13 protein-coding genes are annotated in these 12589 nt (G+C 56.9%); 11 read left to right on the top strand and 2 right to left on the bottom strand.

The features are described 5' to 3' along the window. The first annotated feature begins 68 nt into the window (after positions 1-68). From ACWPM9_RS02815 to ACWPM9_RS02785, 7 genes are all read left to right on the top strand, one after another. Positions 69-902: an SDR family oxidoreductase gene (locus ACWPM9_RS02815; protein WP_484756663.1), complete on the top strand. Its 834-nt coding sequence runs from the start codon at positions 69-71 to the stop codon at positions 900-902. A gap of 26 nt (positions 903-928) precedes the next feature. Then, the gene (locus ACWPM9_RS02810; RefSeq protein ID WP_484756662.1) at positions 929-1126 is read left to right on the top strand and encodes a twin transmembrane helix small protein; all 198 of its coding nucleotides are present in this window, start codon (positions 929-931) and stop codon (positions 1124-1126) included. Positions 1127-1135: 9 nt separating this feature from the next. Further along, a complete protein-coding gene (locus ACWPM9_RS02805; protein ID WP_484756661.1) occupies positions 1136-1714 on the top strand; it encodes a cob(I)yrinic acid a,c-diamide adenosyltransferase in 579 nt (192 codons plus the stop codon). Between the two features lie 21 nt (positions 1715-1735). Further along, positions 1736-2518 (top strand): rhomboid family intramembrane serine protease, encoded by a 783-nt coding sequence (locus tag ACWPM9_RS02800; protein ID WP_484756660.1) that lies wholly within the window; start codon positions 1736-1738, stop codon positions 2516-2518. Between the two features lie 174 nt (positions 2519-2692). After that, positions 2693-3442, top strand: coding sequence for an electron transfer flavoprotein subunit beta/FixA family protein (locus ACWPM9_RS02795; RefSeq protein WP_428188265.1), 750 nt, complete (start codon positions 2693-2695; stop codon positions 3440-3442). Between the two features lie 27 nt (positions 3443-3469). Next, a complete protein-coding gene (locus ACWPM9_RS02790) occupies positions 3470-4399 on the top strand; it encodes an electron transfer flavoprotein subunit alpha/FixB family protein (protein ID WP_484756659.1) in 930 nt (309 codons plus the stop codon). A gap of 128 nt (positions 4400-4527) precedes the next feature. Then, positions 4528-5409, top strand: a complete 882-nt coding sequence (locus tag ACWPM9_RS02785) for a 3-hydroxybutyryl-CoA dehydrogenase (protein ID WP_428188263.1) — start codon at positions 4528-4530, stop codon at positions 5407-5409. Positions 5410-5714: 305 nt separating this feature from the next. On the opposite strand, the gene tlpA is transcribed toward ACWPM9_RS02785, so the two are convergent. Further along, the gene (gene tlpA / locus ACWPM9_RS02780) at positions 5715-6386 is read right to left on the bottom strand and encodes a thiol:disulfide interchange protein TlpA (protein ID WP_428188262.1); all 672 of its coding nucleotides are present in this window, start codon (positions 6384-6386) and stop codon (positions 5715-5717) included. A 24-nt stretch (positions 6387-6410) separates the two neighbouring features. On the opposite strand from tlpA, the gene argH reads away from it, so the two are divergent. The 4 genes from argH (at position 6411) to ACWPM9_RS02760 (ending at position 12116) form a co-directional block, all read left to right on the top strand. Beyond that, positions 6411-7814 (top strand): argininosuccinate lyase, encoded by a 1404-nt coding sequence (gene argH, locus ACWPM9_RS02775; RefSeq protein WP_428188261.1) that lies wholly within the window; start codon positions 6411-6413, stop codon positions 7812-7814. Between the two features lie 101 nt (positions 7815-7915). Continuing rightward, the gene (gene lptM, locus ACWPM9_RS02770) at positions 7916-8128 is read left to right on the top strand and encodes an LPS translocon maturation chaperone LptM (RefSeq protein ID WP_484756658.1); all 213 of its coding nucleotides are present in this window, start codon (positions 7916-7918) and stop codon (positions 8126-8128) included. Positions 8129-8140: 12 nt separating this feature from the next. Beyond that, entirely contained in the window at positions 8141-9409 is a 1269-nt protein-coding gene (lysA, locus tag ACWPM9_RS02765; protein ID WP_484756657.1) for a diaminopimelate decarboxylase, read from the top strand. 130 nt (positions 9410-9539) lie between these two features. After that, positions 9540-12116, top strand: a complete 2577-nt coding sequence (locus tag ACWPM9_RS02760) for a TIGR02302 family protein (RefSeq protein ID WP_484756656.1) — start codon at positions 9540-9542, stop codon at positions 12114-12116. Between the two features lie 13 nt (positions 12117-12129). On the opposite strand, the gene ACWPM9_RS02755 is transcribed toward ACWPM9_RS02760, so the two are convergent. Next, entirely contained in the window at positions 12130-12489 is a 360-nt protein-coding gene (locus ACWPM9_RS02755) for a response regulator (protein ID WP_428188257.1), read from the bottom strand. Between the last annotated feature and the right edge of the window lie 100 nt (positions 12490-12589).

Raw genomic sequence — 12589 nt, 5'->3', positions numbered from 1 at the left:
TCGACGCCAATTGTATCGCCCTTGCGAATATGGGAAACCGGGCACGGTTTGTACAGGAAACAATAAAAATGACGGAACGCCGCACCATCATCGTCACTGGTTGCTCCACCGGCATCGGGGCATATTGCGCGCGAGCGCTCAAGAGCGATGGATGGCGCGTTTTTGCGACTGTCAGACGGGATGAAGACCAAATTTCGCTCGAAGCAGATGGCATCGAAACCTTCCTCATGGACTATACCGATCACGACAGCATTGGTGCATTCGTGACGGCGGTGCATGAGCGGTCGAATGGCCGCATCGATGCGTTGTTCAACAACGGCGCCTACGGCCAGCCAGGCGCAGTCGAAGATCTCTCGACCGATGTGTTGCGCCAGCAATTCGAGACGAATGTCTTCGGTTGGCACGAACTGACACGCCGCGTTATCCCGATGATGCGGGCTCGCGGAACCGGTCGGATCATTCAGTGCTCCTCAATCCTTGGACTCATTCCCTACCGTTTTCGCGGTGCCTATACGGCGTCGAAATTTGCGCTTGAGGGCCTGAGCATTACCATGCGCATGGAACTGCAAGGCAGCGGCATACATGTGAGCTTGATTGAACCCGGCCCCATCGAAAGCCGCTTCACCGCAACGGCGTTGAAGCACATCGAAAACAATATCGACCTTCTGAACTCGCCCCATGCGCGCGAATACGAACGTCAGCTTGCACGCCTCAATGGCACGGGACCAATCAACAAGCACAAGCTTGGACCCGACGCTGTCTATCGCGTTTTAAGGCATGCCTTGACCGCCGACGATCCGCGCCCACATTATCTCGTAACCACACCAGCCAAGCAGGGCGCATTTTTGAAAAGGCTGATGCCTTCCGGTTTGTTCTACAAGCTGATGCGCAAGCTGGATTAATGCCAATAGGAAGGCACACAATTTAGATGTCCGGTTTCACCACAGTTCTGGCCCTGATCGTCATGGGCCTCGTCGTCCTTGTTCTTATCCGCGGGCTCTTCAACATGATGAAGGGCGGCGACAGCAACCTTTCCAACAAGCTTATGCGAATGCGCATCGTGCTGCAGGCGGTTGCCATCGCCCTTATCATGCTGACGCTGTGGCTGACCGGTGGCGGTCGATAGGGATAGGACATGGTCAAGCTCAACAAGATCTACACACGCACCGGCGATGACGGAACAACGGCACTTGTTACCGGCCCACGCCGCCTGAAACACGACCTGCGTGTCGACGCCTATGGAACAGTCGACGAAACGAATAGCTGCATTGGTATTGCCCGTCTCTACACGGCGGATATGGCAATCCTTGATGGGATGCTCATGCGCATTCAAAACGACCTCTTTGACCTTGGAGCCGATCTGGCGACGCCAGATACCGGAAAGCCACCGGAATATGAGCCGCTAAGAATTGTTCAAAGCCAGGTCGACCGCATTGAAGCAGACATCGACGCGCTCAACGCGGAGCTCGAACCGCTGACATCCTTCGTTTTGCCAGGCGGCTCACCGGCCGCGGCCAATCTGCACCTTGCCCGTACCATCTCGCGCAGGGCCGAGCGGTTGATGGTTGCGCTAATGACCGCCGATGGGGAAATCGTCGACGCGCCCGCGCTCAGATATATCAATCGCCTGTCCGATTTTCTGTTCGTTGCCGCCCGCCATGCCAATGATCAAGGCAAAAGTGATATTCTCTGGGTACCGGGCGCGAACAGATAATATAGCCGATGAGGGCGGACCATGTTCATACCACTGCATGACAGAAACGCCCTCAAACATATCAGGCGGCAATATGTCACATTCGGCCTGATTCTGACCAATGTCGCAATCTGGGCCTTCACCGCACTCTTGCCGGAAAATGTGACCGATGCTGCCGTCGTCGGCCTCGGATTCATCCCGGCCGTCTCCCTGGACTACGCCGTTCTTCCGGCAGACCTTGAACTGGTCCCGTCAGAAGCAACCGCGCTTACCTATGCCTTTCTGCATCGTGACCTCCTGCATCTGGGCTCGAACATGCTGTTTCTTTGGGTGTTCGGAGACAATGTCGAAGACGCCCTGGGCCACTTTCGCTTTCTGGTCTTCTATCTGCTTTGTGCAGTCGCTGGCGCCATCGTCCATGCTCTTGTGGTGCCTGCGTCTCCCGCTCCGCTAATCGGTGCGTCAGGAGCGATTTCAGGTGTAGTGGCAGCTTACGTCCTTCTTCATCCCAAAGTGCGGATATGGGTGCTGGTTTTGTTTCGCTTCCCACTACCGCTTCCCGCCTTCATTCCACTCGTCTTCTGGATCGGTCAGCAATTTTTTCTGCTGGCGACGGATCACGACAGCAATGTCTCATGGGGTGCCCATGTCGGCGGTATATGCGCAGGCGCAATACTCGTCATTTTCATGCGGCGACGGGGGGTGCCATTGTTCGACCGGACGATCGTCACACCCAAGGCTGTGCAGCATGAGGTGACCACGCCACCGGTCGCAATGCCTCGCTCTTTCGCCGAACAACGCAAACCCGTTCACTGGGGGCGATAAGATGAAATCCACAGAATTGACCTTCACGTAAACGGAAGTTAATCGGTTTAAGCTGATTACGCATGTGCGCGGCGTTGTAATTGGAGAAAAAATGCGTATCCATGTCGCCGACTGACTATCGAACGCTTGTTTGAAGATGCATTTTCAAGCGGACGGCACGGAAGGAAAAAGCCCATGAAAGTACTTGTAACGGTCAAGCGCGTTGTCGACTACAACGTGAAGATCCGCGTGAAGCCGGACGCCTCCGGTGTCGAGCTCGCAAACGTGAAAATGTCGATGAACCCGTTCGATGAGATTGCGGTTGAAGAGGCACTTCGCCTGAAGGAAGCTGGCAAGGCAGAGGAAGTCGTCGTCGTATCGATTGGCCCGGCCAAAGCCGAAGAAACGCTTCGCACCGGCCTTGCCATGGGTGCCGACCGTGCCATTCTGGTTGAGACGGACGACATCGTCGAGCCTCTCGCCGTCGCAAAGCTGCTCAAGGGTGTCATCGAAGCCGAACAGCCCGGCCTCGTCATCACCGGAAAGCAGGCGATCGACGATGACAGCAACCAGACAGGCCAGATGCTCTCTGCACTTCTCGGATGGCCGCAGGCAACCTTTGCCTCCAAACTCGACATCAAGGACGGCTCCGCAGACGTGACGCGCGAAGTGGACGGTGGTCTGCAGACGATCAACGTCAAGCTTCCAGCCGTCGTGACCACCGATCTGCGCCTGAACGAGCCGCGCTACGCCTCTCTGCCAAACATCATGAAGGCAAAAAAGAAGCCGCTCGACAAGAAGACACCGGCGGATCTCGGCGTCGACACCACAGCACGCCTGAAGGTTTTGAAGACCGAAGAACCAGGTGGCCGCAAGGCTGGTGTCAAGGTTGGTTCGGTTGCCGAACTGGTCGAAAAACTCAAGACCGAAGCCGGCGTGCTTTGAAGTCGGAACGGATAGGAGAACACTAGAATGGCCATTCTTCTTCTGGCAGAACATGACAACCAGACCGTCTCGGATCAGACAGCCAAGGCTTTGACCGCTGCCGCAAAGATCGGCGGAGACGTTCATGTGCTCGTCGCAGGCGCCGGAGCCAAGGCGGCGGCTGATCATGCTGCAAAGCTCTCAGGCGTCTCCAAGGTTATGCTTGCAGATGACGCGTCGCTCGGCAACAACCTTGCCGAACCTCTGGCGGCACTGATCGTGTCACTGGCGGCATCCTACGATGTTATCATGGCGGCAGCCACGAGCGTCGGCAAGAACGTGCTGCCGCGTGTTGCAGCTCTGCTGGACGTGATGCAGATCTCGGAAATCATCGAAGTCGTCTCTGCGGACACCTTCAAGCGTCCGATCTATGCCGGCAATGCCATCCAGACGGTTCAGTCCACCGATGCCAAGAAAGTCATCACGGTGCGTACGGCATCCTTCGCAGCGGTTGGAGAAGATGGATCCGCTTCCGTCGAAACGGTATCGGCTGCTGAAAACCCCGGCATATCGAGCCATGTCTCTGATGCGCTTTCCTCCTCTGACCGCCCGGAACTGACCTCGGCCAAGATCATCATCTCTGGTGGCCGCGCGCTTGGCTCGTCCGAGAAGTTCAAGGAAGTGATCCTTCCGGTCGCCGACAAGCTCGGCGCTGCCGTTGGCGCCTCACGTGCAGCCGTCGATGCGGGTTACGCACCCAACGACTGGCAGGTCGGCCAGACGGGCAAGGTGGTCGCTCCGGAACTCTACATCGCCTGCGGTATTTCGGGCGCGATCCAGCACCTGGCCGGCATGAAGGATTCCAAAGTCATCGTTGCCATCAACAAGGACGAGGAAGCGCCGATCTTCCAGGTCGCAGACTACGGTCTCGTGGCAGACCTGTTCGAGGCACTGCCCGAGCTTGAAAAGGCCCTCTGAGGCACTGGCCTTTCGCATCTGCGAAAAGACTGGAAAAAGCCATTCGGCGGGTCTATCAATTTGCCAGGCTGCAACAGCGGCCCGGCATATTTGTCTGCACGGACGATAAACTGGGCGAGGAGATTTTCATGGTTTCGGTCATCAGCAATGTCGGAGTTATCGGAGCCGGCCAGATGGGTTGCGGCATTGCTCATGTTGCGGCGATGTCAGGCTACAAAGTGAAGATCTACGACCTCTCCCAGGAGCGTATCGAAACAGGCCTCGCCACCATCAACGGCAACCTCGCCCGCCAGGTCGGTGCCGGCAAGCTGAGCGAAGAAGATCGTAAGGCGGCCATCGACCGCATTTCCGGCAGCTCGGACGTCCAGGATCTCGCTCCCATGGATCTGGTCATTGAAGCCGCGACCGAAGACGAAACGATCAAACGCAAGATCTTTGCTCAGGTCTGTCCAATCCTGAAGCCCGAGGCTTTGCTCGCGACCAATACGTCATCTCTCTCCATCACCCGCCTCGCAGCAGCGACGGATCGTCCTGAGCGTTTCATGGGCATACATTTCATGAACCCGGTGCCGGTGATGAAGCTCGTCGAACTCGTGCGTGGCATTGCCACCGAGGAAGTGACCTTCAACACCGCCAAGGACTTCGTCCGCTCGCTCGACAAGACGATTACTGTCGCAGAAGATTTTCCAGCCTTCATCGTCAATCGCATATTGCTCCCGATGATCAACGAAGCAATCTACACGCTTTATGAAGGCGTCGGCTCCGTCGAGGCGATAGATACCGCCATGAAGCTAGGTGCCAATCATCCGATGGGACCTCTCCAGCTTGCAGACTTCATAGGATTGGATACCTGCCTGTCGATCATGCAGGTTCTGCATGACGGCTTGGCTGATTCAAAATACCGCCCCTGCCCGCTGCTGGTAAAATATGTCGAAGCCGGCTGGCTTGGCCGCAAATCCGGTCGCGGGTTTTACGACTATCGGGGCGAGATACCGCTTCCGACCCGATAAGTCGCATCATGGAGAAATCGCCGCTGGAAGGCTTCGCTTCAGTTGGATGCTTGAAGAGTGTCTGGAGAAGGCATGGCGATTGTCAAAGGCTGCGGAGCACGTGGAAAATACCACAAAGCGCATCCAATCACAGTCAGAACGGTCACCGCCACAGCGTAGATTTTCATCACTTGCCCCTCTTTCGCAATGTATCCTGCGATTGAGTCAGACTAACATTCACATCTATACGCACATAAAAGCATTTCAGTATAAGTTTAAAGACCTATCGTAATTTAATTTCCTATGGCGGCACCAAATGGGTGCAATCAACTGTTGGGTGGCGATTTCGCACCTTCAATCAACGCTTTTGCATCATCGCTGTCCCACTCTGCAGGACCGTTCATGGAACCCAGAAGACATCCCTTCTCGTTGACAAGCAAGGTTACGGGAAGACCGAAGGCCAGCCCCTCTTTCTTCAGATCGTTGAAAACGCCCATGCTGCTGTCCCGGTAGAGACCGAGGCTGTCGACACCCGTCTCAGTCATAAAGGCCTTGGGCTTGTCGGCGCCACCCGTATCGATGTTGACGGCAACGACCTGGAAATGATCGTCTCCCATCTCTTTTTCCAGAGCGTTGAGCGCCGGCATCTCCTCCCGGCACGGCACGCACCAGGTCGCCCACAGATTGAGAAGCACGGTTTTGCCTGCAAAGTCTTTCAGCGACGTGTCAGCGTCTCTCGCATCCTTGAAGATGATATTTGTCAGTTTGCGCGGCTCTGTAACGGCCGTCATCGCGGCCACCTCGCCCTTGGTGAGTGTCTTCAAGGACTGCGCCTGCTCGACACTTGGCGCACATTCAGAGGCATCAGCTGAAACCGTGGCATTGCCATATCCCGTCTCCTTCACGTATACCGCTGCCGCGCCGGCGATAATGCCGGCAATCGCCGCTATCGCAATAAGTTTGGCCGAAGGAAGTCCGAGAGTTCTTTTTTCCGTCATTACATTCTCCAGGATGGGCACTTCATGGCTGAATCAGACAAGGACGCAAAATCCTCCAACCAGATGTGGGGTGGACGCTTCGCTTCCGGCCCCGCCGCTATCATGGAGGAGATAAATGCCTCAATCGGTTTCGACAAGAAGCTCTATGCCCAGGACATCCGCGGCTCAATAGCGCATGCAACGATGCTTGCCCATCAAGGCATCATTTCGGCAGAAGACAAAGACAAGATCCTTCACGGCCTGCACACGATCCTGTCAGAGATCGAAAGCGGAAAATTTGTCTTCTCGCGCAAGCTCGAAGACATCCATATGAACATCGAGGCGCGCCTGTCTGACCTGATCGGCCCCGCAGCCGGCCGTTTGCACACAGCACGCTCGCGCAACGATCAGGTGGCGCTCGATTTTCGTCTGTGGGTCAAGGACGAGTTGCAAAAGCTGGAAGCTGCCCTGACATCGTTGATCAAGGCTTTTCTGGATCGTGCTGAAGAGCATGCTGAAACGGTGATGCCAGGCTTCACCCATCTCCAGACGGCACAGCCGGTGACCTTCGGCCACCACTGCATGGCCTATGTCGAGATGTTCGGTCGTGATCGCCAGCGCGTGCGCCACGCCATCGAACATATGGACGAAAGTCCGATCGGTGCCGCGGCCCTCGCCGGCACCGGGTTTCCCATCGATCGGCAGATGACGGCCAAGGCCCTCGGCTTCCGCGAACCGACCCGCAACTCCATCGACACGGTGTCGGACCGCGACTTTGCGCTCGAATTCCTGGCAATCGCCTCGATCTGCGCGACCCACCTGTCACGGCTTGCCGAAGAAATCGTCATCTGGTCGACACCGCAATTCGGCTTTGTTCGCCTGTCCGATGCCTTCTCCACCGGCTCGTCAATCATGCCGCAGAAGAAGAACCCGGATGCAGCCGAACTCGTTCGCGCCAAGACCGGACGCATCAACGGTTCGCTGGTGGCACTGCTGACCGTCATGAAGGGACTGCCACTCGCCTATTCCAAGGACATGCAGGAAGACAAGGAACAGGTCTTCGATTCAGCCGAAAGCCTCGAGCTGGCGATTGCGGCCATGACCGGAATGGTTGGTGACATGACGGTGCGTGCCGACAAGATGAAGGCGGCTGCCGGTTCAGGGTATTCGACTGCAACCGATCTCGCCGACTGGCTGGTGCGGGAAGCGGGCCTGCCCTTCCGCGACGCCCACCATGTGACCGGACGCGCCGTGGCGCTCGCTGAACAAAAAGAATGTGAATTGGCAGAACTTTCGCTGGAGGATCTCCAGTCCATTCATGCATCCATCACGGCCAATATCTTCGATGTCCTGACGGTGGAAGCCTCGGTTGCAAGCCGCAAGAGTTTCGGCGGCACAGCACCTTCGGAAGTCAAAAAGCAGATCGCCTGGTGGCGCGCGCGCAACTGATAAGACCAACTGATCAAAGTCGGGGCCTTTGGCATCACAAGAATTGGGGTGCACAAGGCCCCGGTTTTTCGCTACGCATTTGGAAACTTAACGCTGAACCAATGGACGATGCTGGACGAAACATGGTGAAATCGCTGAAACAGACGCTGCTTATGACCGGTTTGATGGTCGCGACGCTCGCCGTCCTGTCGGGCTGCGGCCGCAAGACAGACCTCGACCCGCCGAATATGCCGGTTGAACAGCAGAACAAGCAGTCGACGCCGGACCAGACGTCCGCGCCGGACCGACCTTTCGTTCTCGACCCCCTACTCTGACAGGCTTGACCCGTGAACCATTTCGAATATCGCGACGGCGTTCTTCATGCGGAAGGCGTTCCTGTCACCGACATTGCCGAGGCAGTCGGCACCCCGTTCTACTGCTACTCGACCGCCACGCTTGAGCGCCATTACAAGGTTTTTGCCAAGGCATTCGAAGGTGTTGACTCCATGGTTTGCTATGCCATGAAGGCGAACTCCAACCAGGCAGTGTTGAAAACACTGGGCCAGCTGGGCGCGGGCATCGACGTGGTTTCCGAAGGCGAACTGCGGCGCGCACTGGCAGCTGGCATACCGGCAAGCCGCATCATGTTCTCAGGCGTAGGTAAGACCGTCCGGGAAATGGACTTTGCCATCGGGGCCGGCATCTATTGCTTCAATGTCGAATCAGAGCCTGAACTCGAGGTCTTGAACGCACGCGCGGTGAAGGCTGGCAAGCAGGTTCACGTATCCTTCCGCATAAACCCCGATGTCGATGCCAAGACCCACGCAAAAATTTCGACGGGCAAGAAAGAAAACAAATTCGGCATTTCCTTTGAGCGCGCCAGGGCAGTATACGCCCGTGCCGCAGCGCTTCCCGGCATCAAGGTTACCGGCATTGATATGCATATCGGCAGCCAGATCACCGATTTGCAACCCTTCGAAGACGCCTTTCGCCTGCTGAAGGAAATGGTCGGCGCGTTGCGGGCAGATGGGCATGTCATCGAACATGTCGATGTCGGCGGCGGCCTTGGTATCCCCTACAAGGACGACAACAATCCTCCGCCTGAGCCAGAGGCCTATGCACGCATCGTCAAGGACCAGCTCGCGGAACTGGACTGCCGCATCGTGATGGAACCCGGTCGACTGATCGTCGGCAATGCCGGTATTCTGGTGACCGAGGTCATCTACGTGAAGGATGGCGGAGACAAGACTTTCGTCATCGTTGATGCGGCCATGAACGACCTGATCCGCCCGACACTTTACGAAGCGCATCATGAGACGAGAGCAGTCATCCTTTCTGCGGCCAATGCTCCGCGTATCCGCGCAGATATAGTTGGGCCGGTCTGCGAAACAGGCGACTATCTGGCCCTTGATCGCGAAATGGTCATGCCGCGTCCGGGAGATCTGATTGCCGTTGGATCTGCCGGCGCCTATGGAGCTGTCCAGGCAGGCACTTATAATAGCCGTCTGCTGGTGCCGGAGGTGCTCGTGAACGGCAATGATTTCCACGTCATCCGCCCGCGAACAAGTTATGAGGACCTGATCGGGCTCGATTCCATGCCGGACTGGCTCGCCTGATCGGCGATCACATTTAAGCGACATTGCGTAAAAACTGGTGGTGAGGGCGGCACGCCCCTCGCCTTCGCCACAAAGCTTGCTATCCTTTGGGCGACGCATGGACCCTATCCACGCAGCCGGAGACCCGATCATGAGCCAACCGGACAAGCACAAGAGCCGAGCGACAAGTGCATTCAGCGCTTATCCCCGCCTTGCGCGTCTTGTTGCGGTCAAGCGGTTTCTGGCGCGCCTCGTGCTTTTTGCCGAGCGTGCCATTCCACTCTTCCTACCTTCCGTGGGCATTGCTGCTATTTTTCTGTCGCTCGCCTGGCTCGGCGTTTTCCGCATCATACCCGACATCCCGCGCTTCGGCCTCGTATTTGTCCTGATCTTCGCTTTTCTGGCCGCCCTCATTCCCTTTTCCCGATTGCGGTGGCCCAAAGCTCAGGAAGCGGACAGACTGTTGGAAGAGCGCAACAACCTGCCCCACCAGCCGGTGGCTGTTCAGGAAGACGTGCCCGCATTCGAAAGTCCATTTGCAAGGGCCTTGTGGCAAGAGCACCAGCGGCGCATGGCACGCAAGATTGCAGCGCTTGACGCGGGTCTTCCCAGACCGGATATTTCAAAGTTCGATCAATATGCCTTGCGCACGATACCGGCACTATTGCTGGTGACCGCCTATGCTTTTTCAGGCTCAAACAATGCCGGCCGAGTGGCCGATGCATTTCGCTGGAACGCGCCAGAAGCCACGGTACCGGACATGCGCATCGACGCGTGGATAACGCCGCCGTCTTACACTGGCCGGGCTCCTGTTTTTCTAACCGGTCGCGAAAATGCAATGACAGCCGCGCCCAGCGTGCCGCAATTTTCTGTCGCAACCGTCAGGCTTTCTGGCGGTGACGGCAACGATCCTGTGCATTTCATCGACGATAGCGGCAAGACAATCGATCTGGATCGGCAAGGGGCCAAGGAGCCGGATACCAATTCGACGCAAGCGGATGCGAAAACCGCGCGAACCTTCACAATGAAGATCTCAGACAACGGCACGCTCGAAGCAGCAGGCCACAGTTGGCCTATTCAGGTGGTTCTGGACAAGCCGCCGGAAATCGCCTTCGACGGCATGCCCAAGGTGGCCGTCAACGGAGCATTGGAAATTCCATTCAAGGCGACTGATGATTACGGCCTCCAGGAAGCCCATGCTGAAATAGTGCCGGTTGATGAGAAGGACGGCGCGACACCGCTTTATCCGCTACCGGAATACAAGCTTGACCTTCCGCGCTACAATGCAAGGGAAGCCAAGGGGCTCGCCAGCAGAAACATCACCGAACACCCATTGTCGGGCAAGCGCGTTAAAATCACACTGGTCAGCACGGATGGAGCCGGTCAGACGGGGCGCAGCCCGCCCCATGAAATGATCTTGCCACCCCATCGTTTTACCAATCCGCTTGCAGCTGCGGTCTCGGAACAACGGCAAGTGTTCGCGCTGGACACAAGGCAGATGCCGCAGGCAATTGCACTCAACGAGGCGCTGACAGTCCGGGCCGACGAGACTATTCCCAATTCCACCCATTTTCTGCTGATCGAATCGGCACGCGCCAGGATGAAGCTTGCCCATAACGAAGTGCAGTTGAAGGACACCGCAGACTATCTGTGGGAGATCGCCCTTGGAATTGAAGACGGCGACCTCTCCCTTGCCGAGCAAAGATTGCGTGACGCCCAAAAAGCGCTGTCCGAGGCTCTGAAAAACAACGCTTCCGACGAGGAAATTGCGGCCTTGATGGACGAGCTTCGCTCTGCAATGCAGGATTTTTTGAAGGAACTTGCCCAGCGTCAGCAGGACGGTCAGCCTATGGACCAGCAGCAGGCCATGCAGATGATGACCGATCGCGATCTCAACAACATGATGGATCAGATCGAGAATCTCGCACGCTCCGGCAATCGCGACGCCGCGCAACAGATGCTGAATGAACTTCAGCGCATGATGAACAATATGCAGGCAGGCAGACCGCAACAGGGTGGCCAGCAGCAGCAGAGCAACAACCAGATGCGCGAGCAGATCGACAAGCTCGGCGAACTCATGCAGCAGCAACAAAAGCTGATGGATGAAACATTCAAACTGGATCAGGCTCTCAGAGACAGAATGCAGCGTGGCGATCCGGACCAAGGCGAACAGCAGCAGGGTCAACAGGACGGACAGCAATCACCCAGCGATCAGATGACCGCCGAGCAGCTGCGCGACGCATTGAAGAAACTGCGCGAGCAACAGGATGGCCTGGGTCAGCAACTCCAGGAATTGCAGCAAGCGCTTGAAGGTATGGGGGTCAAGCCCGGCGAAGGCTTTGGCCAGGCCCAGCGCGAGATGAAGGGTGCGGGAGAGGCACTCGGTCAAGGCAAGGGTAATCGCGCCGTGGAAGGGCAAGGGCGTGCGCTGGAAGCATTGCGTGAGGGTGCGCGCGATATGATGGGCCAGATCATGCAGGCCATGCGTGGGCAAGGTCAGAACCCTGGTCAAGGCATGGCCGGCCAAGGCCAGCAGAACGGTCGCGACCCGCTTGGCCGACCGCGCGCAACATCGGGACCCGATTTCGGAGAGAACGTTCGTGTGCCAGACGAGATCGATGTCCAGCGCGCGCGTGAAATTCTGGAATCCATACGTCGCAAGCTTGAGGAAAACACAAGCCCCGAGACCGAGAAGCGCTATCTAGAGCGTCTTCTCGACATTCAGTGAAACCGGCCGGCTCTTAACCAACCAGCGCGCGGCTTACGGCTTTGCGGATGTCTGGAAGTGCGAAAGGTTTATCGACAACATCGATAACCTTGGTCATCAGATCGTCGGCACGCTCACGCTGTTCCGCATACCCCGTCATCAAGAGGATCTTAAGATCCGGGTACTCGGCAGATGCGCGATGCGCGAGCTCGATACCGTCCATTACCGGCATACGAATATCGGACAACAGAAGATCAAATTGACCTTCGGCGAGCTTTTCCAACCCGTCAGCGCCATCGGCAGCTTCAAAGGTCTCATGCCCGTCCATTCGAAGCGCGCGTGCAACGAAAGTGCGCAATGCGTCTTCGTCTTCGGTAATGAGAATCTTGGCCATGGATGGCTCTCCCGTCAAAAAATTTCCTGGGGCCAAATCACCAGAGTTTCCTTGTCGAGAGGTAAACACGCCCCGCCTGCCATCCGAAATGGTTAACAGC

The organism is Agrobacterium sp. H141 (assembly GCF_057158725.1).
The sequence above is the reverse complement of the archived record's forward strand: the minus strand, read 5'-3'. Positions and strand labels throughout refer to the sequence as shown.

Coding starts and splice junctions, on each gene's coding strand:
- ACWPM9_RS02810 (WP_484756662.1), top strand. CDS start 929: ATGTCCGGTTTCACCACAGTTCTGGCCCTGATCGTCATGGGCCTCGTC.
- ACWPM9_RS02755 (WP_428188257.1), bottom strand. CDS start 12,489: ATGGCCAAGATTCTCATTACCGAAGACGAAGACGCATTGCGCACTTTC.
- ACWPM9_RS02815 (WP_484756663.1), top strand. CDS start 69: ATGACGGAACGCCGCACCATCATCGTCACTGGTTGCTCCACCGGCATC.
- ACWPM9_RS02790 (WP_484756659.1), top strand. CDS start 3,470: ATGGCCATTCTTCTTCTGGCAGAACATGACAACCAGACCGTCTCGGAT.
- ACWPM9_RS02800 (WP_484756660.1), top strand. CDS start 1,736: ATGTTCATACCACTGCATGACAGAAACGCCCTCAAACATATCAGGCGG.
- argH (WP_428188261.1), top strand. CDS start 6,411: ATGGCTGAATCAGACAAGGACGCAAAATCCTCCAACCAGATGTGGGGT.
- ACWPM9_RS02760 (WP_484756656.1), top strand. CDS start 9,540: ATGAGCCAACCGGACAAGCACAAGAGCCGAGCGACAAGTGCATTCAGC.
- ACWPM9_RS02795 (WP_428188265.1), top strand. CDS start 2,693: ATGAAAGTACTTGTAACGGTCAAGCGCGTTGTCGACTACAACGTGAAG.
- lptM (WP_484756658.1), top strand. CDS start 7,916: ATGGACGATGCTGGACGAAACATGGTGAAATCGCTGAAACAGACGCTG.
- tlpA (WP_428188262.1), bottom strand. CDS start 6,386: ATGACGGAAAAAAGAACTCTCGGACTTCCTTCGGCCAAACTTATTGCG.
- ACWPM9_RS02785 (WP_428188263.1), top strand. CDS start 4,528: ATGGTTTCGGTCATCAGCAATGTCGGAGTTATCGGAGCCGGCCAGATG.
- ACWPM9_RS02805 (WP_484756661.1), top strand. CDS start 1,136: ATGGTCAAGCTCAACAAGATCTACACACGCACCGGCGATGACGGAACA.